We start from the raw sequence: 21,980 nt of genomic DNA, 5'->3' as shown, positions 1-21,980 counted from the left end.
CCTGGATCATGCCCTTGAGTGACTACGAACTCAGATGCTCGATCGCCGTGTCCGACATCCAGAAGGCCGTCGAGTTCTACGAAGGCAAGTTGGGCCTGCCGGTACTGTGGTCCGGGCCGAGCGCCCACATCGCCGGCGGCAGTCGGATCTACGGCTCCGGCGGCGGACCGGCGCTGAACGTGTACCAGTCGGTGACCGCCGGGAAGACCGCGGCGACGCTGGCCGTGTGGTACGTCGACGACATCGAGCCGGTCGTGGACGAGCTCACCGCGGCCGGCGTCGAGATCGTCCGCTACGAGCAGTTCGAGCACGACGCGCGCGGGATCAGCGCGCGCGCCGGCGGCGGGCGGATCGCGTGGATCCAGGATCCGGACGGCAACACCTTCGCGATCGAGGCCGACGTCTGAGCGCTCGGCTTACTACTGCGCCGGAAGCCCCGCGGCCTGGAGCACCTGCCGGAGCACCGCCGGATCTGAACCGGCCAGCGACGAGCCGTCCTTCGAGGCCTTCCACAGGTTGTCCGGCAGTGTCAGGGCCTTGCCGTCGAGCATCAGCGTCGGGGTGCCCTTCAATGACAACGCGTTGAAGTCCGACCAGTTCTGCTGGACCAGTCCCTTGTAGGTACCGGCCGTCACGCAGGACTCGAAGGCCGGTGTGTCCAGCCCCGGAACTTGTTTGGCCAAGGCGATCAGCGTAGCGGTGGCGCTGTAGCCGTCGGTGGTCTCGTCCGGTTGGTTGGCGAACAGCACGTCGTGGTACTCGATGAACTTGCCGGCCGTGGCCGCGCACACGGCCGCGTTGCCGGCCTGCAACGAGCCGCTGCCGTTGTCGTTGGTGTCGATCAGCGTCACCGGGTGGAACAGCACCCGCAGCGTGCCCTTGGCCACATAAGCCTTGTAGACGGACGCCGACCCGGTTTCCAGCGCCTTGCAGTAGGGGCACCGGAAGTCCTCGAAGATGGTCAGGGTGTGCGGGGCCGTCGCCGGACCGTAAGCCAGCGCCGTCGCCTTGTTCGCCGGGTTCGCGTACTTGTCGGCGACCACAGAGCCGTCGGCCGGCGGGGTGTAGGCCTTCGGTTTGGCAGAGGCCGTACTCACCGCGATGCCGACGCCGACCGAGACGCCGATCACCACCACGACCGTGGCGAGGACGGACACCCGGCGGCGCTGCATGCTCTTGCGCTTTTGAGCTTCGCGTTCAGCCACCACCCGGGCCCGTGCGGACTTCTCGTCCTGAGCGTCCTGCTTAGCCACAGCCCCATCCCCCACACCATGCCGAGTCCGGACGACCAACCTCCCGGATCTGACCACCGCGACGCGGTGTCGTCAAGTCCCCACTGTCGCCAAGCCCCCCACTGGCGCCAGCCGAGCGCTCCCCGGCGTCCGCGAAGCCCTGGAGACCCCCCTCTTCTTTGCTTAGGCAAGCCTAAGTATGGTGTGCCTCAGTTCCACCCCCACGCCCGTCGTCCGTCGGGTGGCTACTTGTGTTCCCCATGGAGGTCTCGGTGCCCACGTCTGCCCAGCGATCCGGTCGGAAGTCAGCGGTATTGGCCGCCGGGGCGGCCGTGACTTCAGTGGTGCTGGCGGCCTGCGGCAGCGGCACCTCCAAGCCGTCGACCGTGCCGGTGGCGGCCGCGTCCGGGACCGCTCTGAGCGGGCAGTCGATCACCATCTACAGCGGCCAGCACGAGCAGACCATGCAGGCACTGGTGAAGGGCTTCGAAGCCAAGACCGGTGTGAAGGTGAACGTGCGGTCCGGGGACGAGGCGGAACTGGCGAACCAGATCCTCACTGAGGGCAAGGCCTCCCCCGCGGACGTGTTCGTCTCCGAGAACCCGCCGACGCTGACCACGCTGGAGGAGAAGGGCTTGCTGGCCAAGGTGGACGCGGACACGCTGGCCGCCGTCCCGGCCGCGGACAGCGCGGCGGCCGGGGACTGGATCGGAGTCTCGGCCCGCAGCGCGGTCTTCGCCTACGACACCGCGGCGGTGCCGGCCTCGCAGCTGCCGACATCGGTGAAGGATCTGGCCGGTGCGGCCTGGAAGGGCAAGCTCGGCATCGCGCCCAGCGAGACCGACTTCACCCCGATCGTCACCCGCATGATCCAGTCGGTCGGCGCCGACGCGACCAAGACCTGGCTGCGGGGGCTGAAGGCGAACGGCAAGGTGTACGACTCGAACGAGGACCTGATCGCCGCGATCAACAAGGGCGAGGTCGCCGGGGGTGTCGTCGACCACTACTACTGGTACCGGATGCGCGATGAGGTCGGCGCGGGTGCCGTGCACAGCCAGCTGTCCTACTTCGCCGCCGGGGACCCCGGGTCGATGGTGGACGTCTCGGGGGCCGGGATCCTGGGCTCCAGCAAGCACCAGCCGGCGGCGCAGGCGTTCCTGAACTACCTGGTGGCCCAGCCCGCGCAGCAGATCATCGCCACTTCGCAGAGCTATGAGTACCCGCTGCTGGCCGGGGTGGCCGCCACCAAGCTGGCCAAGCCGCTGTCGGCGGCCGGGCCGGTGGTGCCCGCGACCGATCTGGGCGACGGCAAGCAGGCGCTGAGCCTGTTGCAGAGCGTCGGCCTGCTTTCGTGAGCGACCAGCCGTTCTTGAAGGCGATCGGCCCGGCGGCGTTGCGTCGCCGGGCTTCCGGCGCCCCGTTCGCGCTGCCGCTGGTGGCCGCCGCGGTCGCCGTGGTCGTGTGCTGCCCGCTGGTGTTCGTGGCGATGCAGGCCGGGCAGTCCGGCTGGGCCTCGGTCCGGCAGCTGCTCGGCCGTCCGCTCGTCACCACGCTTTTGTGGCACACAGTGGAGCTCACGGTCACCGTGACGGCCGCGACGCTGGTCATCGGGTTCTGCGCGGCCTTCCTGACGCAGCGCACGGACATACCCGGGCGCCGGGTGTTCACCGTGCTGCTGGCGATGCCGCTGGCGGTCCCGGAGTTCGTGCACGGCTATTGCTGGGTCTCGCTGTTCCCCTCGGTGCAGGGGTTCTGGGGCGCGGTGCTGGTGATGACGACTTCGTTGTACCCGCTGGTCTTCCTGCCGGCCGCCGCGACCCTGCGACGCGGCGACGCCGCGACCGAGGAGGTGGCCCGCAGCCTCGGTCACGGCCGCTGGCACATCCTGTGGCGGGTGACGCTGCCGCAGACCCGGCCCGCACTGGCCGGCGGGGCACTTCTGGTCTCGCTGTATTTGCTCGGCGAATACGGGGCATTCGCGATGGTGCGCTACACCACCTTCGCCACCGCGATCTACACCCAGTTCGAGACCAGCTTCGACACCGTCTCGGCATCCGTGCTGGCCCTGGTGCTGATCGTGCTGGCGGTCCTGGTGATCGGCGCGGAGGCCGGAGCCGGACGGCGCCGCGGCCGGGTGGTCCGGGAAGGCGCGGCCACGCGGCCCGCCGATCCGCTGCGGTTGGGCCGCTGGACGGCTCCGGCGGTCGTGGGACTGGCAGCGCTGGTCGGGACCACGCTCGGCGTCCCGGTCTACGCGCTCGGATACTGGCTGGCCAAGGGCAACTCCAGCACCCTGCCCTCGGCCTCGATCTGGTCGGCGACCGCGACCACCGCCGGCTACGCCTTGGTCAGCGCGGCGATCGCGACCGCGGCCGCGGTGCCGGTCGCGCTGCTGGCCTGGCGGCATCCGGGACACCTGTCCGTGGGAATCGTGCGCCTGGCCTACCTGACCCGGGCCCTGCCGGGCATCGCGGTCGCGCTGGCCGTGGTGTTCTTCGCGATCCGCTATGCCACACCGTGGTATCAGCAGCCGCCGATGCTGGTCGCGGGCTACGTGGTGTTGTTCTTCCCGCTCGCGCTGACCGCGGTGCGCGCCTCGCTGGCCCAGGTCCCGCACGGCGTCGAGGACGTCGCGCGCTCGCTGGGCCGCCGGCGCCTGGTCGTGCTCGGCCGGGTCACGCTGCCGCTGATCGCGCCCGGGCTGGCCGCCTCGTTCGCGATGGTGGCGCTGACCGCCAGCACCGAGTTGACCGCCACGCTGCTGTTGCACCCGACCGGGACCGACACCCTGGCCACCCGGTTCTGGTCCTACACCACCGGCCTGGCCTACGGCGCCGCCGCCCCGTACGCGGCGATGATGACCGCGCTGTCGGTCCCGGCCGTCGTCCTGCTGACCCGCCGCACGCTCGGCCCTGCCCGTCTGTCGAAGGAAGAAGCCTGACATGAGCGGACTCACGATCTCCGGGCTGCGGGCCGGCCACGGCGGCGCCCCGGTCCTGGACGGACTCGACCTGACGGTCCAGGACGGGACGCTGGCCTGCATCCTCGGTCCTTCCGGCTGCGGCAAGAGCACGCTGCTGCGGGTGATCGCCGGATTCCACCGGTCGGGCACCGGAACCGTCGCGGTCGGCAGCCGGGTCCTGAACGACGACCGGACGCACGTCGCGGCCGAGCGCCGGCACATCGGCTACGTCCCGCAGGACGGCGCGCTGTTCCCGCATCTGTCGGCCGCCGCCAACATCGGGTTCGGGCTGCCGCGGGCAGACCGGCGTGAGCGGGTGGCCGAACTGCTGGATCTCGTCGGGCTGTCAGGGCTCGGAGACCGGCATCCGCACCAGCTGTCCGGGGGCCAGCAGCAGCGCGTGGCGCTGGCCCGGGCGCTCGCCCCGCGTCCGGAGTTGTTGTTGCTGGACGAGCCGTTCGCGGCGTTGGACGCCGCGCTGCGGACCGAGGTGCGGGCCCAGGTCGCCGCGACCCTGCGCGCGGCCGGTGCCACCGCGATCCTGGTGACGCACGACGTGGACGAGGCCCTGTCGTTCGCCGACCTCATTGCGGTGATGCGCGACGGCCGGATCGTCCAGGCCGACAGCGGCCACGCGCTCTACCACCGGCCCGCCGACGCGCAGATCGCGCGGACGCTCGGCGAGGCGAACCTGCTTCCGGCCGTGCTGCGCGACGGACGGGCCGACACGGCGCTCGGCGCGGTTCCGCTGGCGGATGGGCTACCGGATGAGCTCGCGGATGAGGCGGAGACCCCGCACGGATCGCAAACCGTCATGCTGCGCCCGGGCCAGCTCCGGCTCGCGGCGGAAGGCATGGACACCACCCCGGCCCGGATCCTCGATTCCCGTTTCCGTGGCACCGACTGGCGCGTCGAGCTCACGCTCGAAGACAGCGCGGTCGCGGGCCCACCGCTGATCGCCTATGTCAGCACGGCGCCACCGCCGGTCGGGCAGCAGGTTCACGTCGGCGTCCAGGGATCCGCCTACCCGATCGGCACGTCGGCCGATTCCGCGGACGCCATAGTCCGGCCGCCCACGATGGCCGTCGGCAACCCCGTGTCCTGACATGGCCGGGCCGAGGCGGGGCGAACGCGGGGCGCTGTACTGCTGCGTCCCGCACCGCACCGACGCCGACCAACTGCCGGTCGACGCCCAGGAACGGCAGGGACGGGCCCTGGCCGCCTCGTTGTGGATCACCGTGCGCCCGGAATCGGTGTTCGCGGACCGGCAGCGTGCGGTCTGGCAGCCGGAGACGGATCGGACCGGCTGGACGAACCTGCTCGCCGCGATCCGCGCCGGCCGGGCGAGGGCGGCTCTGGTGTTCCGGCCCTCGACGCTGATCCGGCATCGCCCGGCCGACGCGGTGGAACTGTTGCTTTTGGCCGAGGAACGCCGGGTGGCACTGCACGGCTTCGGCGACGACGTGGACCTGAGCGATCCCGGGGTGCGGTCGGCGGTGCTGGACCGGGCGCGCCAGTCCAGCCAGACCGCCTCGGCGCTGTCCGAAGCGGCTCGGGCCGCGCACGAAGTAGCCGCCGCGACCGGACGTCCGCACGGCGGCGGGCGCCGCGCGTACGGGTACGAGCTGGGAATGCGGGCCCTGATTCCCGAGGAATCCCGCGTGGTCCGGGAGGTCTACGCGCGCTATCTCAACGGCGAGAGCCTGCGCGCCATCGCCTGGGACCTGAACGCCCGCGGCGTCCCGACCTCCACCGGCAGCACCTGGACCACCACCGGCGTCGACCGCATCCTGCTGGCGCCACGGTACTGCGGGCTGCGGGTGTTCCGGGGCAGCGTCGACCGCGAGGAAGGCGGGCTCCGTCCGGGCAGGTGGGAGGCGTGCGTCGACATCGGGGATTGGCGCAGGGCACAGAAGGAACGCGCGGGGCGGGCCGCCGCGAACAGCGCCGGGCGGCGGCAGCGAGCACGGTACCTGCTGACCGGCCTCGTCATGTGCGGACGGTGCCATGTGCACATGGTCGGCTCGATCGTCGGCGAATACCGGATGTACGCCTGCGCCTCGTTGAACAGTCCGCTGCCCAGGACCTGCACCATGCACATCGCCGCGGCCTCGTTGGAGGACTTCGTCTGTGAGGCGGCCGTGGGGCTGCTGCTCGACGGGAACGACTCGATGATCGACCCGGACCGGCCGGTCAGCGTCCGGCGCGGACCGGCCGGACCGCCGGCCGGGCGCGACGGGTTCCGGGCCGGACACGGACAGATCGACCTACGGGACGTGCACGCGCTGGACGGGGTGGTCACCGGGCCGAAGGCGCCGGCGGCTTGGCGGCGGTTGCCCGAGGAGCGCCGGGCCGCGGTGCTGCGGGCGTTGTTCACGGCCGTCGAGATCGGGCCGAAAACCACCGCACGCGGCGTTTTCGACACCAGTCGCATCACCCTGGTCCAAAGCCGGGATCCCGGCATATCTATGCCCTGAGTTACTACGCGGCATAGCAGAAGGCTCGAACGGAACTACGAATCAAGCTCGTCGGCGCGGTACCGGATCTTATAGCCCGCCGCGAAATACCAGGCCAACGGTGATGGTGTAGACCATCGGCTACTACGGATAGCAGTCGGTCGTCATCCACGCCCTTACATAAGAAACCGTTGACCGTTACTCCGCGTGGCGCTAGCTTCCACAATCAGCACGGCGCACAACGGCACGGCCGGTCCCAGACGCACCGGCCACCTGCGGCGGAACCCACCTGGCAAGCCCAGCACCGCAGATGGCTCGCGCGTCACCCCAAGGCATCGGTCGCGTCGTCTCCTGCCGAAAGGCGTTCGGACACCGCGTCCGACCGCTCCCCACACCGAGAGGGAAGCCACCCCAGTGAATCTCAGTTCACGCCTGCGCGCGACCGCGCGCGTGGCGACAGCCGCCGCCCTGGGCAGCGCGCTGACCATCGCCGTCGCCTCGGGGGCCACCGCCTCCCCGGCGCCGTCCGCGACCCCGTCGGCATCCGCGAACCTGATCGCCGCCGAGGCCGCCGGCTCCGCCCACGCCTCCCAGCCCGATGTCACCCCGGCGAATCAGGATTCGAGCCATGCCTGTTCGGCGGTGATCGTCGTCGGGCACCAGTCCTGTTTCGCGCTGAAGCGGGACGGAGTCCACCCCAACACGGCGATCTCCCCCAACGCCATCCCCTCCGGTGTCGGGTACGGGCCCTCGCAGTTGCAGTCGGCCTACAACCTCACCTCCACCTCGGCCGCGAACGGGGCCGGCAAGACCATCGCCCTGGTCGACGCCTACGATGACGCGAACGCCGCGTCCGACCTGGCCGCGTACCGGTCCGCAGCGGGCCTGCCCGCGGGGAACTTCAAGAAGGTCAACCAGACCGGCCAGACCTCGCCGTTGCCCTCGGCCCCGCCGGCCGGCGACGACTGGACTCTTGAGGAGTCCCTGGACCTGGACATGGCCTCCGCGATCTGCCCGCTGTGCAGCATCGTGCTGGTCGAGGCGGCTGACGACTCCAGCGACGGCCTCTACATCGCGCAGAACACCGCGGCGAGCCTGGCCGGTTACATATCCAACTCGTGGGGCGGCAGCGAGTCCTCGACCGAGAGCTCGCAGGACAGCCAGTACTTCACCCACGCCTCCGGCATCGTGACCACGGTCTCGGCCGGTGACTCCGACTACGGCGCGTCGTACCCGGCCACTTCGCCGAACGTCGTCTCGGTCGGCGGCACCAACCTGACCACGTCGTCCAACTCGCGCGGCTGGACCGAGTCGGTGTGGAACACCACGCAGGGTTCTGAGGGCACCGGTTCCGGTTGCTCGTCCTACGAGGCGCAGCCTGCCTGGCAGACCGCACTGAACCTGCCCTCCGGCTGCTCCAACCGGATCGACAACGACGTCGCCGCGGACGCCGACCCGGCCACCGGTGTCGCCGTCTACGACACCTCCAACGGCAACACCGGATGGAACGAAGTCGGCGGCACGTCGGCCTCCTCCCCCATGGTCGCCGCCATGTTCGCCCTCGCCGGTAACGCCGGCGCCACCCCGGCGCAGGACATCTACCAGCACACCAGCAACTTCTACGACGTCACCTCCGGCAACGACGGCACCTGCACCCCGTCCTACCTGTGCACCGCCGGAACCGGCTACGACGGCCCGACCGGCATCGGCACCCCCAACGGCGTCGCCGGCCTGCAGACCGGCGGCAGCGGGACCGAGACCGTCTCGGTGACCAACCCCGGCAGCCAGACCTCGACGCAGGGCACTGCGATCAGCACCCTGCAGATCTCGGGTACGGACTCGGCGGGCAAGTCGCTGACCTACTCGGCCACCGGACTCCCGGCCGGCCTGTCGATCAGCAGCTCCGGCGCCATCACCGGCACCCCGACCGGCACCGGCTCGTCCACCGTCACGGTGACCGCGTCCTCGGGCACCGCCTCCGGCTCGACCTCGTTCACCTGGACGGTCAACGCGCAGGGCGGCACTGAGACGGTCTCGGTCACCAACCCCGGCAACCAGACCTCCACTCAGGGCACTGCGATCACGAAGCTTCAGATCGCGGCGACCGACTCCGCGGGCAAGGCGCTGACCTACAGCGCCTCCGGTCTGCCGGCCGGCCTGTCGATCAGCAGCTCCGGCGCCATCACCGGCACCCCGAGCGCGGCCGGCACGTCGAACGTCACCGTGACCGCGTCCTCGGGCACCGCCTCCGGCACGACCTCCTTCACCTGGACGGTCAACGCCTCCGGCGGCGGCTGCACCGCGGCGCAGCTGCTGGGCAACCCCGGCTTCGAGACCGGCAGCGCGTCCCCGTGGACCGCGTCCTCCGGCGTCATCAACAGCGACACCACCGACGAGCCCGCCCACTCCGGCAGCTACGACGCCTGGCTCGACGGCTACGGCACCACCCACACCGACACCCTCGCGCAGAAGGTCACCATCCCGGCCACCTGCAAGACGGCCAACTTCTCCTTCTGGCTGCACATCGACACCGACGAGACCACCACCACCACGGCCTACGACAAGCTGAACGTCCAGGTCCTGAACGCCTCCGGCACCGTGCTGGGCACCCTGGCCACCTACAGCAACCTCAACCACAACAGCGGCTACAGCCAGCACTCCTTCAGCCTGGCCAGCTACATCGGCCAGACCGTCACCCTGAAGTTCACCGGGACCGAGGACGCCTCGCTGCAGACCTCGTTCGTCGTCGACGACACCGGTCTGAACGTGAGCTGACAGCAGCACTGAGCAGGTAACGGAGGGCGGCGGATCTCTGGGCGATCCGCCGCCCTTCGCCGCGCCCGCGGGCCCGGCCCGACTCGAACAACCACGCGGTGCGGCCGGGTCGGCCGAGGCGTAAATCGTGTCAAAGGTCGCCTACGGGACTTCCGTGCGCGAGACTCGTGACATGGGATTCGACCTCGCCGAACTACTCGCCGCGCGCCGAGGCGAGGGATACGGCCTGCACGCCAGGTACGGCAACCCGCAGTTGGCCCGGATACTGCGGACCATCGGCTTCGACACGGTCTACGAGCAGGCCGAGGGTGCGTTCCTGGTGGGCGCGGACGGGCAGCGGTACCTGGACTTCCTCAGCGGCTTCGGGGTGTTCGGCCTGGGCCGCAACCACCCGGTGGTCCGGCAGGCCCTGCACCAGTACCTGGACGCGCAGGTCGCCGATCTGGTGCAGTTCGACTGCGCGCTGCTGGCCGGGCTGCTGGCCGAGCGGCTGGTGGGCAAGGCGCCGGGAATGGAGCGGGCGTACTTCGCCAACAGCGGGACCGAGGCGGTCGAGACGGCGCTGAAGTTCGCGCGGTGCGCGACCGGCAAACCGCGGGTTCTCTACGCCGACCACGCGTTCCACGGGCTGACGGCCGGGTCGTTGTCGGTGAACGGGGCGCAGGAGTTCCGGGCCGGGTTCGGGCCGCTGCTGCCCGGCGGTTCGGTGGCGTTCGGGGATCTCGGGGCGTTGGCGGCCGAACTGCGCAAGGGCGACGTGGCGGCGTTCATCGTCGAGCCGATCCAGGGCAAGGGCGTGTTCCTGCCGCCGGACGGTTACCTGCGGGAAGCGCAGGAGCTGCTGCGTAAGCACAAGGCCCTGCTGATCTGCGACGAGGTGCAGACCGGTCTGGGCCGCACCGGGGACTTCTTCGCCTACCAGGCCGAGGGGCTGGAGCCGGACCTGGTGACCGTGGCGAAGACGCTGTCCGGCGGGTTCGTGCCGGTCGGGGCGACGCTCGGCAAGGAGTGGATCTTCCAGAAGGTCTACTCCTCGATGGACCGGGTCCTGGTCCACGACTCCACCTTCGGTTCCATGGCGATGGCCATGACCGCGGCGCTGGCCACGTTGTCCGTGCTGGACGACGAAGACCTCACCGCGAACGCCGCTCGGACCGGCGACCAGCTGCTCACCGGGCTGAAGGAGATGGCCGGACAGTACGAGATGCTCGCGGACGTGCGGGGCCGCGGGCTGATGATCGGCATCGAGTTCGGGAAGGCTTCCTCGCTGCGGCTCAAGGCCGGGTGGTCGATGCTCCAGGCGGCGCGCAAGGGCCTGTTCTCGCAGATGATCGTGATGGCGCTCTACCGGCGTCACCGCATCCTGACCCAGGTCTCGGGCGACTATCTGGAGGTGGTGAAGCTGCTGCCGCCGCTGACCATCGGCGAGCGCGAGGTCGAGGAGTTCCTGGCGGCCTTCGCGGACGTCATGGAGGACGCGCACAAGGGCACCGGGATGATGTGGGACTTCGGCAAGACCCTGGTGAAGCAGGCCCGGTCGTCCTGAGGCGCGCCGCGGTCGCGCCTGGTGGACGTCGTGGTGTCGTCGGGGCGTCGGGGCGTCAGCCCGCCTGCTGGAGCTCGGCGAGCACCAGACTCCGCAACCGCCCCGGTTCCACGCCCTCCTCGCGCAGGATCCGGACGGCCGTGCCGTCTTCCCGGATGAGCCCGAGCAGCACGTGCTCGGTGCCGATGTAGCCGTGCTTGAGGGCCAGGGCTTCGCGCAGCGAGAGCTCCAGCGCCTTCTTGGCCCGGGGGGTGAAGGGGATGTGGCCGCGCGGAGCGCTGGTCGGCGGTTCGTTCCGGGTGCGGCGGCGCCACCACGGCCCCTGGCCGCCGGCGCCGTGCGCGGGCCCGTTGTCGAGCGCGCCGGGTCCGAACGACTCCTCCAGGGCGGCCCGCACCGCGTCGATGTCGATACCGATGGTCCGCAGCGCCGCCGCGTCCTTCTCGGCCAGGTCGCGCTCGGACTCCGGCCCGGCCTGCTCCAGCCGCCCGATGGTGGCCAGGACCCCGTCGCGGGTGATCCCGGCCTCGGCGAGCGCGCGGGCCCCGGCGTGGTCGGTTCCGCGGAGCAGTCCGAGCAGCAGGTGCTCGGTCCCGATGCGCGGATGCCCCAGCAACCGGGCCGAATCCTGGGCGACCACCACCGTCTGGCGGGCTTCGCCGGTGAACCGTTCGAACATCACATCTCCCGTCCGGACGCCGGGACGGACACGCTCCGCGCCCGCCCCGCGTGCTTCTTGTGGACAGCCTGTTTGCTGACGCCGAGCTCGTCGGCGATCTCCTGCCACGACCAGCCTTTGGCCCGGGCGTGGTTGACCTGGAGGGTCTCCAGGGTTTCCAGCAGCCGGCCCAGCGCCGCGACCGCGCGGAGTCCTTCGCGCGGCTCGGCGCCGGCGGCGGCCGCCGCCAGATCTGTTGCCTCGGTCATAAAAGTCAATGTAAGTTGACGCCCGGGCTCCTGTCAACCGTGGTTGACGATCGGGGCCGCCGCCGATCGCCGATCGGGGCCGCTGCCGGTCTCTGATGCCGACCACACCGCGCGTCCGGCGCGCCGACTCGGCAGAATCCCGGTATGGCCCTCTCCCGATCACCGGCTTCCGCCGAGGCCGGAACGACGACGGCGGCCGACGGCGACACGCCGCGCCGGAAGTTCCTGCGGACCGAGACCGGCAGCTCCGCGCTGCTCCTGGCGGCCACGGTCGCGGCACTGATCTGGGCGAACGTCTCCACGGCGAACTACGACTCGGTGTGGGCGACGCAGGCCTCGGTCACGATCGGACACACCGGCGTGGCCCAGGATCTGCGCGGCTGGGTCAACTCCGGCCTGATGACCTTCTTCTTCCTGGTCGTGGGGCTCGAGGCGCGCCGCGAGTTCGACATGGGCGAGCTGCGCCGGCGCAGCCAGCTCGCGCTGCCGCTGGCGGCCGGGGTCGCCGGGGCGGTACTGCCGGTGGCGATCTTCCTGGCGATCAACGCCGGGCACCCCTCCTCGCACGGCTGGGGCGCGGCGATGAGCACCGACACCGCGTTCGCGCTCGGCGTGCTCGCGCTGGTCGGCCGGGGGCTGCCGCTGCGGGTGCGGACGTACCTGCTGACCGTGTCAGTCGTCGACGACCTGGTCGGCATCCTGGTCATCGCGTTCTTCTACAGCGAGCACATCCGGGTGGCGGCGCTGCTGGTCGGGCTGGCACTGCTCGGCGTGGTCCTGGTGCTGCGGCAGCGCGGGGTGCGATACGGCCCGCCGTACTTCGTGATCGGGCTCGCGGCCTGGGTCGCGTTCTTCAAGTCCGGGGTGGACCCGGTGTCGGTCGGCCTGGCGATCGGGCTGCTGACCTTCGCCTATCCGGCCGCGCGCGACGATCTGCAGCAGGCCAGCGAGCTGTTCCGGAGCTTCCGCGAGCAGCCGACGGCCGAGCTGGCGCAGAGCGCGCGGCTGGGGGTGTCGGCGGCGATCTCGCCGAACGAGCGACTGCAGAGCTGGTACCACCCGTGGACCAGCTACGCGATCGTTCCGCTGTTCGCGCTGGCCAACGTCGGCATCCCGATCGACGCGGGGTTCCTGGCCCACGCCTACACCTCCCGGATCACCCTGGGCATCCTGATCGCCTACGTGGTCGGCAAGCCGGTCGGGACGGTCGGCGCGGCGTGGGTGCTCACCCGGGTGAGCCGGGGCCGGGTGCGGCTGCCGGTCGGCTGGGCCGGGGCCGCCGGGGCCGGGGCCGCCGCCGGGATCGGGTTCACGGTGTCGCTGCTGATCGCGACGCTCGCCTTCCACGGCGTGCAGCTGGAGCAGGCCAAGCTCGGGGTGCTCTCCGCGGCGCTGGTGGCCTCGGCGGGGGCATGGGCGGTCTTCCGGATCACGGCCCTGCTGCCCAAGCCGCTGCGGCAGCGGGCACTGCTGGGGACCTCGGAGTCGATCATCGACCTGGCGGTCCCGGTCGACAAGCACCGCGACCATATCCGGGGGCCGGCCGACTCGCTGGTGACGATCGTCGAGTACGGGGACTTCGAGTGCCCCTACTGCGGGCAGGCCGAGCCGGTGGTGCGGGAGCTGTTGGCGGCGTTCGGGGACGTGCGCTACGTGTGGCGGCACCTGCCGCTCAGCGACGTGCACCCCCGGGCCGAGATCGCCGCCGAGGCGTCCGAGGCGGCGGCGAAGCAGGGTGCTTTCTGGCCGATGCACGACCTGCTGCTGGACCGTCAGGACGCGCTGACGCCGGTCGACCTGCGGCGGTACGCGAGCGAGCTCGGGCTGGACGTCGAGCGGTTCGCCTCCGAACTGCGCCAGCACGTCTTCGCCGCGCGGATCGCCGAGGACGCGGATTCGGCCGATCTGAGCGGGGTGTCGGGGACGCCGTCGTTCTTCATCAACGGCCGGCGGCACCATGGCGCCTATGACATCGAGACGCTGACGACGGCGGTCCGGGCGGCCTACGCCCGCGCGCAGATCGCGCGGGCGTGAGCCGGTCCCGCGCGGTGCTCAGCGCGCGAGGGTGAACACCACGGTCGAGGTGACGTTGGTCTGGCCGGACGCCGTGCCGCAGCCGGGACCGGTGGTCATGACCGCGCCGTCGATCGCGTCGCCGCCGAACTTGGCGCTGGCGGGGGCCATCGAGCCGGAGCCGTTGGTCGAGGCGTTGCCCAGGACGGTGACCACGGCGGCCTGGCCGAGCGACAGGGTGGAGACGGTGCCGTCCGACCAGGTGATGAAGGTCGTGGAGGGGTCGCTGTAGGCGATGCCGGTGCACTGCGCGGCCGGGAGCACCGTGGTCCGGGTCATGGTGCCGCCGACCAGCGGGGCGCCGCCGTCGTCGAAACACCCGACCGGCCCGCTCTGCTGGAGCGTCTCGGGCTGCGCGGCGTTGGTGCTGCCCGGGTCCAGCGGTGCGCTCCAGCTCCCGCTCAACGTCGCGGTGCAGCTGGCGACCAGCACGGCGGCTTCGGCCCGCGGCGGCGCGGTGACGGCGAGTCCCGCGGCGACGGTCAGCACGGTGCCGAGGATGGCGGATCTCATGGTGCGGTCTCCGATTCGGTAGTCATGATCAACTACGCAGAAGCTACTGCCTCGGAGTTCGGCGACACCTTCGGCGCGCCGGGCCGGCGCGGTAATTGCCCGCGGCTGTTCGCCGCGGCCCGCGGGCTGTTCAGCTTGGCCCGCGCTTGTTCAGCCCTGCCCGCGTTGGTTCAGCTCGGCCTGCTTTTGTCCAGCCTGGCCTGTGTCTGTTCAGCCCGGCCCGCGCCGCCCGCCGTCGGCCAACAGCCGCGCGACCGGAAGCGTCGCCGCGCCGAGGGTCCCCGAGGTGTGGCCGAGTTCGCCCGGCTCGATGCGCGCGAGCTCGAACAGGTACGGCAGGGCGTGCCGGCGCGCGATGAGGCGGATGGCCGGGAGCAGCGCCTGACACAGCAGCGCCCCGGCCCAGCCGGAGATGATCACCCGGTCCGGGGCGACCAGGTTGATCAGGTTGCTGATTCCGGCACCGAGGTAGCCGGCCGTGGTGTCCAGGACGGTGCGGGCCGCGGGTTCGCGGTGCTGGACGGCCCGGTCGACCAGTTCGGTCAGCTGCTCCACCACGCCTTCGGTGGCGAAAGGCGTGCTGCCGCGAGTCGCCGCATAGCGCGCGAGGATCGCCTCCGCGCCGATGTACGTCTCCAGACAACCGCGCGCTCCGCAGCGGCAGGTGGGCCCGTCGAGGTCGACGACCGTGTGCCCCCACTCCAGAGTGAAGCTGCGGGCCCGGCCGCCGGGACCGGCCGCCATCGACAGAGCGCCGCCCGCACCGATCCCGAGGAGCAGGGTCACGGCACGTTCGGAACCGCGCGCGGCTCCGCGCCAGACCTCGGCCTGGCCCAAGGCCATGGCGCCGTTGTCCACCTCGGGGGCGAAACCGAGGCCGTCGCGGAGCAGACCGGCCAGCGGGACCGCGGACCAGCCGAGCGTGGGGGCGTGGATCACCGCGCCGCCGGCGCCCGGGACGCCGACGCCGACGCCGAGCAGGCCGGCCGGGGTGATCCCGACTCGGGCCGTGACCGCGGCTATCTCCGACAGGATCTGGTCGGCCACCTTCTGCGGCGGAACCTGCGCGGTAGCCACCGACCGCACCTCTTCGGCGATCGGCTCCAAGGTCCAGTCGAACAGGCCCACCCGGATCGCGGTCTCGGCGATGTCGACGCCGACCACGTACCCGAAGTCGGGCAGGACCCGCAGCAGCGAGCGCGGCCGGCCGCCGGCCGAACTCTGCGACCCGTTCTCGCCGACCAGACCGTCGGCGATCAGGTCGGAGACCACGTTGCTGATGGTCGCCGCGCTCAGCCCTGAGGTGCTTGCCAGATCATTGCGATTGGTGCACTCCCCCAGATACAGCCGCGTCAACAGGTCGGCGCGGTTGTGCCAGCGCAGGTCGCGGGTCGTTTTCTGGGTGCGGGTGGTCACGGGCCGGATTCTGCCACCCTTGACGCCCGTCGGTGGTGAGAGTTCAATCACGTCTTGGAATAAGAAGTGAACAAAAGGGCTGATGGCGATCAAGCCCCGACACCCCCCCACACACCCCCACGTAGTCCTCAGGCGGTACCCCCATGCCCAAAACGTCCGCAAGCTCCACCGCAAGACGTCGTATCCGGCTCCTGATACGCGCGGTGTCGGCGACCGCGCTCGTCGCGTCCGGAGTCGCGATCGCCGACGTTCCCGCGCACGCCGCGAACGAGCCGGTCAACGTCTGGCTGACCACCACGAACGACTCCGGCGGCCGAAACGTCACCCAGGGGCTGGCGCAGCAGGCCCCGATCTCGTTCAGCGCCGGGTCCGGAAGTTCCGGGCAGGTCGTGACGGTCGACGAGAACACCAAGTACCAGCAGTTCACCGGGGCTGGGGCGTCCTTCACGGACACCGCCGCCTGGCTGATCAACAGCAGCGGGGCGCTCAGCGCCAGCACCCGCAATACCCTGATGAACAACCTGTTCAGCCCGACCGCCGGCATCGGGCTGGACTTCCTGCGCAACCCGATGGGCGCCTCGGACCTGGCCCGCTACAACTACACCTACGACGACATGCCGTCGGGGCAGACCGACCCGTCGCTGGCGAACTTCTCGATCGCCCACGACCTGGTCGACGTGCTGCCGCTGACCAAGCAGGCGCAGCAGCTCAACCCCGGGCTGAAGGTCATGGGGACGCCGTGGACCGCGCCGCCGTGGATGAAGGACAGCGGCGCCTACAGCCAGGGCTGGCTCCAGTCGCAGTACTACGCCGCCTATGCGCAGTACTTCGTGAAGTACATCCAGGCCTACCAGGCCCAGGGCGTGCCGATCGACTTCGTCTCGGTGCAGAACGAGCCGACCTGCTGCTCGGGCTACCCGTCGATGCAGTGGAACGGATCAGGGCTCGACTACTTCACCGTCAACGACCTGCTGCCGGCCTTCCACGCCGCGGGCCTGTCGACGAAGGTGCTGGCGCTGGACTGGAACCCCGACTCCTACGCCTCCTACGGCGCCCCGACGGTCGACGACGCCACCGTGCGCAACGACCCGAACTTCGGCGGCATCGCCTGGCACGGCTACGAAGGCGACGTCAGCACCCAGACCGACATCCACAACCAGTACCCGGACGTGGACTCCTACGATACCGAGCACTCCGGCGGCACCTGGATCGCCAACCAGCAGCAGGAGGACATGAACAACATCATCGACTACACCCGGAACTGGGGTAAGTCGGTGGTGAAGTGGTCGCTGGCGGTGGACCAGAACATGGGCCCGCACAACGGCGGCTGCGGCACCTGCACCGGGCTGGTCACCGTGCACAACGGCGACTCGCAGTCCGGCCAGGTCGACTACAACATCGAGTACTACGACATGGGCCAGCTGACCAAGTTCGTGAAGCCCGGTGCCTACCGCATCGACTCCACGGCCGACACCAGCGTCCCGAACGTCGCGTGGATCAACCCGGACGGCTCCAAGGCGCTGGTCGCGTACAACGAGTCGGGCAGCACCCAGACGCTGACCGTCAACTGGGGCAACGAGACCTTCAGCTACTCGCTGCCGGCTCAGACCTCTGCGACGTTCGTCTGGAACGGGACGCAGAGCAACGGCGGGGGCGGCGGCGCGCCGACCGGGCAGTTCACCGGCTACGGCGGCAAGTGCGTCGACAACGCCGGCGGGAGTTCGGCGAACGGCACCGCGGTGCAGCTCTACGACTGCAACGGGAGCAGCGCCCAGCAGTGGACGGTCGCCGCCGGCGGGACGCTTCAGGCGCTCGGGAAGTGCATGGACGTCACCGGGGCCGGGACCACGAACGGGACGCAAGTTCAGCTCTACGACTGTAACGGCACAGCCGCGCAGCAATGGCAGCACCAGTCCAACGGGGAGTTGGTGAACGCGAACTCAGGGCGCTGCCTTGATGCCACCGGACCGAGTTCGGCCAACGGGACCCGATTGCAGATCTGGGACTGTACGGACGCGGCGAACCAGCAGTGGACGCTGCCTTCTTGATCCCTTTTTGATCAGAGCACTTATAAGGCATGTATGTCGTGGCATTGACGGACTCCGAGTTCGGCAGTAGAACCAGACCGAACAGAGTCGAACAGCTCCAAACCAAAGCAAACGGAGCCCGGGATGCGACGGCAACGGCGAGTACAGGTTCGGGTCTGGGCGGCGACGGCGTCTCTGGCGCTGGTCGCCGCCGCAGCTCCGATGGCAGCGGGAAGCACGGCCCGGGCGGGCACGGTTGCGGGGTCGCGGGCGCGATCGGAAGCGGGAGCGACAGCTACGGCCCGGACGAGACCGGCGCTCGGCGGGCCGTGGACGCTGTCGACCACGGATCCCACGACGAACTACGCACCGACCTTCATCGGCAACGGCTATCTCGCCGCGCGGGTACCCGCCGAGGGCACGGGGTTCAGCATGAACCCGATCCCCACCGAGAGCGAGCTGGCCGGGTTCTACTCCAACCCGCCCGCCGAGACTTCGTGGTCTGAGATCCGGGCCAGCCTTCCCGCCTGGACCACCCTCGGGCTGACCGACGGCAGCGGCGACAGCTTCGGGAACCTGCCGACGTGCGGCTTCGACGAGCTCTGCGAAGCCGCTGCCGGCCGGCTGTCCGGCGGCGCCACACCCGCGCACGACCACAACGGCTCGGCCGGCGGGCTGTTCGTGGCGGGCCTGGGCTACAGCTCCCCCGAGGTCGGATCGACGGTCACGGTGCCGGTCGCGGGCACGCAGGCGGGTCCGGCCACGGTCGCGATCCGGTATGCCAACGGCAACGCCGGCAACGAGACCGTGTCGTTCAGCGTCGACGGCGCCGCCCCGCAGCAGGTATCGCTGCCGCCGACCGGCAACTGGGACTCCTGGAACACCCTGACTCTTCCGGCGACGCTCAACGGCGGCACCGACAGCGTCTCCGTCTCGGTCGGCGCAAACGATTCCGGCCAGGTCAACCTGGACACCGTCGCGCTCTACCCGGCCGGCGCCACGGCCCCGACCACGGTCGCCCAGGCACAGGCCGGGACCGAGTCCGGCTACAAGCAGACGCTCGACATGAGCACCGGGACGCTCACGACGTCGTTCACCTGGACCGCGCCTTCGGGGCGGACGACGGACTTCACCTACACGGTGAACTCCGATCAGAGCGACGCGCATGTCGGCATGGTGACGATGGCCTTCACGCCGCACTGGTCCGGATCGGCGACCGTCGTCGACGCGCTGGACGGGCGCGGGGTCGTCAACTCCGGGACGTCCGCGGCGACGGTCGACGGGGCCAACGGGACCCTGACCGAGACTGACGTCGCCGATGGGACCGGGGTGACCGCTGCTCTCGCGTCGGTGCTGCGGACAGGTGGGTCTTCTTCGCCGACCGCCACGAGCCCCACCGCCGGCGCGCCGGCCGCGCAGAGCGCGACGATGGCTGTGGCCGCCGGGACGACGTACACCGCGACCAAGTTCGTCGGCGTCGCGGCGACGAACGACGGCGGTCCGGATGCCCCGGCCGTCGATCCGCAGCCGGTCGCGCTCAGCCAGGCGACGGCGGCGGCGAACGCCGGGGCGAAGACCGTGACGACGCGCAACGACCAGGCTTGGTCGCGGTTGTGGAACGCGGACATCGCCGTGCCGGGCGATGACACGCTCACCGGCGAGGTGCGGGCCAGCATGTTCTATCTGCTGGAGAGCTCGCGGGCCGATGTGCCGTGGAGCATGCCGCCCGGCGGGTTGTCGTCCGACGGCTACAACGGCCATGTGTTCTGGGACATGGACACCTGGATGAACCCGGCCTTGCTGGCACAGCATCCTGATATCTCCGAGGCCGCCGACGGCTATCGACAGGCGTTGCTGGGCCAGGCGGATCAGAACAGCTCTACTTGTGCGCCTTCCGGCCAGTCGGTGAGTGGGGCGCGGTATCCGTGGGAGAGCGCGCTCACAGGTAAGGACACGTATACCGGTCTCGGCGCGTATTGCGATGAGCTGCACATCAGCTCCGATGTCGCGCTCGCTCAGTGGCAGTATTACTTGGCCAGCGGAGACACGGCTTGGCTGAGCGGCAAGGCATGGCCGGTGTTGCGGGACATCGCGACGTTCTGGGCTTCGCGGGCTGTGCCGGACCCGAATGCGGCCGGCAGCTACCGGATTCTCGACGTCATGCCGCCGGACGAGTACCACGACGGGGTCAATGACAGCGCCTATACCGATGTCGCGGCGCAGACCGTGTTGCGGATCGCCACGCAGGCGGCGCAGATCACGGGGAACTCGGCGGATCCGAAGTGGGCGACGGTGGCCGGCGGGTTGGAGGTCCCGTTCGACTCCGCCGACAACCGGTATCTGGAGTACGACGGGTATCCGACGGGACAGGGCATCAAGCAGGCCGACGTCACGATGTTGCAGTACCCGTGGGCTCAGCCGATGTCGTCCCAGGTCGCGGAGAACGACCTCGACTACTACACCTCGGTCACCGACATCAACGGGCCGTCGATGACGGACTCGGTCGCGTCCATCGACGCCTCCGCGCTGGCTGGGAGTCGGTGCGACTCTTACACATATCTCAAGCGCAGTGTTGATCCGTTCATGGGTGCGCCGTTCGATCAGTTCCATGAGACGCGCGGCGGCGGCGCGTTCACGTTCGACACCGCCGCCGGTGGCTTCCTGCAGGAGTTCGAGTACGGATTCACCGGGTTGCGGTGGAACGCCGATGCGGTGCAGCTCGATCCTTCACTGCCGCCGCAGCTGCCGGGGTTGGACCTGACCGGGTTGCAGTGGCACGGGACCACCTACTCGCTGTCAATCCGGCCCAGCGGCACCACCATCACGGTCACAGCCGGGCCCGCGCTTCCGGTCAGCGTCGCCGGCGGTGCCACACAGACGGTGAGCCCCGGATCGCCAGCGACGGTGGCCACGCGGACACCGACCGCATCGTCGAACGCGGCTGCCTGCAAGCCGGCCACCGCTTCCAGCCAGGACCCCAGCTACCCCGCTGAGGCCGCCGTCGACGGAAGCCCGGCCACCGCTTGGCACGCCACCGCCGCCGGCGCGAACCTGACGGTGGATCTGGGTACGAGCACTGCGATGGACCAGGTGCAGGTGCAGTCGGACGGGGCCACGACCGCTTACAGCATCGAGGGTTCCAACGACGGGTCCGCGTGGACCACGCTGGCGGTGCAGGCGGCGATCCCGGATTCGACCAGCACGGCCGCGTTCCCGACCGGCTCTTGGCGCTACCTCCGCTACCAGGCCGATCCGTCCGCCACCGCGCAGGTCAGCGAGCTGGTGATCGGGCCGCCCGGGCAGCAGATCCGGCTCGGCTCGGCCGGGTGGTGCACCGACGACCGGGGCGGGGCCGGGCAATCGCAAGACCCGATTCAGGCCTACGCGTGCAACGGCACCGGCGCGCAGACCTGGACCGCGTCCCCCGACGGGACTATGCGGGCGATGGGCCGCTGCCTGGACGTGCAGGGCGGGCAGACCGGCAACGGGACGCCGGTGCAGCTGTATGACTGCGACAACACCGGGGCACAGAGCTGGCAGGTGCAGAGCAACGGGGAGCTACTGAACCCCCAATCCGGCCGCTGCCTGACGGACCCGGCGAACGGCGGCTCCGGAACACAGCTCGACATCGAGGACTGCAGCGGCGGCGCCGACCAGACCTGGACGCTCCGCGCTCCGGTGGGCCCCACAACCGGCGTCAACGGACTCTGCCTGGACGACCGCCTCTCCAACTCCGCCGACGACAACCCGGTACAGGCCTACACCTGCAACACCAGCTTCGCGCAGCAGTGGAACCTGAGCGACAAGACCCTCCGGGCCTTCGGCAAGTGCCTGGACATCACCCTCGGCGGCACCGCGAACGGCACGCTGGTGGATCTGTACCGCTGCAACCAGACCGGCGCGCAGTTGTGGGAGCCGCAGCCCAACGGGGAGTTGCTGAACCCGCAGTCTGGACGGTGCCTGACCGATCCGGGGGGTGGTGGTTCCGGGACGCAGGTGGATATTGAGGATTGCTCGGGTGCGGGCGATCAGGTGTGGGGGGTGGCTTAGGCG

Annotated in this window: 15 protein-coding genes; 10 read left to right on the top strand and 5 right to left on the bottom strand. The window is 70.4% G+C overall.

Annotated features, from left to right (window positions below; genetic code table 11):
• Positions 1 to 8: 8 nt before the first annotated feature.
• The gene (locus KGQ19_RS01040; RefSeq protein ID WP_212007112.1) at positions 9 to 407 is read left to right on the top strand and encodes a VOC family protein; all 399 of its coding nucleotides are present in this window, start codon (positions 9 to 11) and stop codon (positions 405 to 407) included.
• Between the two features lie 12 nt (positions 408 to 419).
• Here the strand turns inward: KGQ19_RS01040 and KGQ19_RS01035 are convergent, their stop codons facing one another.
• Positions 420 to 1,253: a DsbA family protein gene (locus tag KGQ19_RS01035; protein ID WP_212007111.1), complete on the bottom strand. Its 834-nt coding sequence runs from the start codon at positions 1,251 to 1,253 to the stop codon at positions 420 to 422.
• A gap of 251 nt (positions 1,254 to 1,504) precedes the next feature.
• Between KGQ19_RS01035 and KGQ19_RS01030 the strand changes: the two genes are divergently transcribed.
• The 6 genes from KGQ19_RS01030 to KGQ19_RS01005 all read left to right on the top strand — a co-directional run bounded on the left by KGQ19_RS01030 (position 1,505) and on the right by KGQ19_RS01005 (position 10,971).
• The gene (locus KGQ19_RS01030; protein ID WP_212007110.1) at positions 1,505 to 2,587 is read left to right on the top strand and encodes an extracellular solute-binding protein; all 1,083 of its coding nucleotides are present in this window, start codon (positions 1,505 to 1,507) and stop codon (positions 2,585 to 2,587) included.
• A complete protein-coding gene (locus tag KGQ19_RS01025; RefSeq protein WP_212007109.1) occupies positions 2,584 to 4,173 on the top strand; it encodes an ABC transporter permease in 1,590 nt (529 codons plus the stop codon). Before KGQ19_RS01030 ends, KGQ19_RS01025 begins: the two co-directional genes overlap by 4 nt.
• Before the next feature lies 1 nt (position 4,174).
• Complete coding sequence (locus KGQ19_RS01020) at positions 4,175 to 5,299, top strand: ABC transporter ATP-binding protein (protein ID WP_212007108.1); 1,125 nt, start codon at positions 4,175 to 4,177, stop codon at positions 5,297 to 5,299.
• Between the two features lies 1 nt (position 5,300).
• Positions 5,301 to 6,671 carry a recombinase family protein gene (locus tag KGQ19_RS01015; RefSeq protein ID WP_212007107.1) on the top strand — a complete coding sequence of 457 codons (1,371 nt, stop codon included), beginning with the start codon at positions 5,301 to 5,303 and terminating at the stop codon, positions 6,669 to 6,671.
• Positions 6,672 to 7,064: 393 nt separating this feature from the next.
• Positions 7,065 to 9,425, top strand: a complete 2,361-nt coding sequence (locus KGQ19_RS01010) for a putative Ig domain-containing protein (protein WP_212007106.1) — start codon at positions 7,065 to 7,067, stop codon at positions 9,423 to 9,425.
• A gap of 172 nt (positions 9,426 to 9,597) precedes the next feature.
• Entirely contained in the window at positions 9,598 to 10,971 is a 1,374-nt protein-coding gene (locus KGQ19_RS01005) for an aspartate aminotransferase family protein (protein ID WP_212007105.1), read from the top strand.
• A 55-nt stretch (positions 10,972 to 11,026) separates the two neighbouring features.
• Here KGQ19_RS01005 and KGQ19_RS51620 read toward each other — a convergent pair whose 3' ends face one another.
• A complete protein-coding gene (locus KGQ19_RS51620; RefSeq protein ID WP_212007104.1) occupies positions 11,027 to 11,650 on the bottom strand; it encodes a Clp protease N-terminal domain-containing protein in 624 nt (207 codons plus the stop codon).
• Entirely contained in the window at positions 11,650 to 11,898 is a 249-nt protein-coding gene (locus KGQ19_RS00995; protein WP_194893205.1) for an RNA polymerase sigma factor sigma-70 region 4 domain-containing protein, read from the bottom strand. Before KGQ19_RS00995 ends, KGQ19_RS51620 begins: the two co-directional genes overlap by 1 nt.
• A gap of 144 nt (positions 11,899 to 12,042) precedes the next feature.
• Between KGQ19_RS00995 and nhaA the strand changes: the two genes are divergently transcribed.
• Positions 12,043 to 13,932 (top strand): Na+/H+ antiporter NhaA, encoded by a 1,890-nt coding sequence (gene nhaA, locus KGQ19_RS00990; protein ID WP_212007103.1) that lies wholly within the window; start codon positions 12,043 to 12,045, stop codon positions 13,930 to 13,932.
• A gap of 18 nt (positions 13,933 to 13,950) precedes the next feature.
• Here nhaA and KGQ19_RS00985 read toward each other — a convergent pair whose 3' ends face one another.
• Entirely contained in the window at positions 13,951 to 14,484 is a 534-nt protein-coding gene (locus KGQ19_RS00985) for a hypothetical protein (protein ID WP_212007102.1), read from the bottom strand.
• A gap of 210 nt (positions 14,485 to 14,694) precedes the next feature.
• The gene (locus tag KGQ19_RS00980; protein ID WP_212007101.1) at positions 14,695 to 15,900 is read right to left on the bottom strand and encodes an ROK family transcriptional regulator; all 1,206 of its coding nucleotides are present in this window, start codon (positions 15,898 to 15,900) and stop codon (positions 14,695 to 14,697) included.
• Positions 15,901 to 16,043: 143 nt separating this feature from the next.
• On the opposite strand from KGQ19_RS00980, the gene KGQ19_RS00975 reads away from it, so the two are divergent.
• Both KGQ19_RS00975 and KGQ19_RS00970 read left to right on the top strand, forming a co-directional pair.
• Positions 16,044 to 17,948, top strand: coding sequence for a ricin-type beta-trefoil lectin domain protein (locus KGQ19_RS00975; RefSeq protein WP_212007100.1), 1,905 nt, complete (start codon positions 16,044 to 16,046; stop codon positions 17,946 to 17,948).
• Between the two features lie 123 nt (positions 17,949 to 18,071).
• A complete protein-coding gene (locus KGQ19_RS00970; protein ID WP_212007099.1) occupies positions 18,072 to 21,977 on the top strand; it encodes a ricin-type beta-trefoil lectin domain protein in 3,906 nt (1,301 codons plus the stop codon).
• Positions 21,978 to 21,980: the final 3 nt, after the last annotated feature.

This window comes from Catenulispora pinistramenti (assembly GCF_018274385.1).
Lineage (GTDB): Bacteria > Actinomycetota > Actinomycetes > Streptomycetales > Catenulisporaceae > Catenulispora > Catenulispora pinistramenti.
The sequence above is the reverse complement of the archived record's forward strand: the minus strand, read 5'-3'. Positions and strand labels throughout refer to the sequence as shown.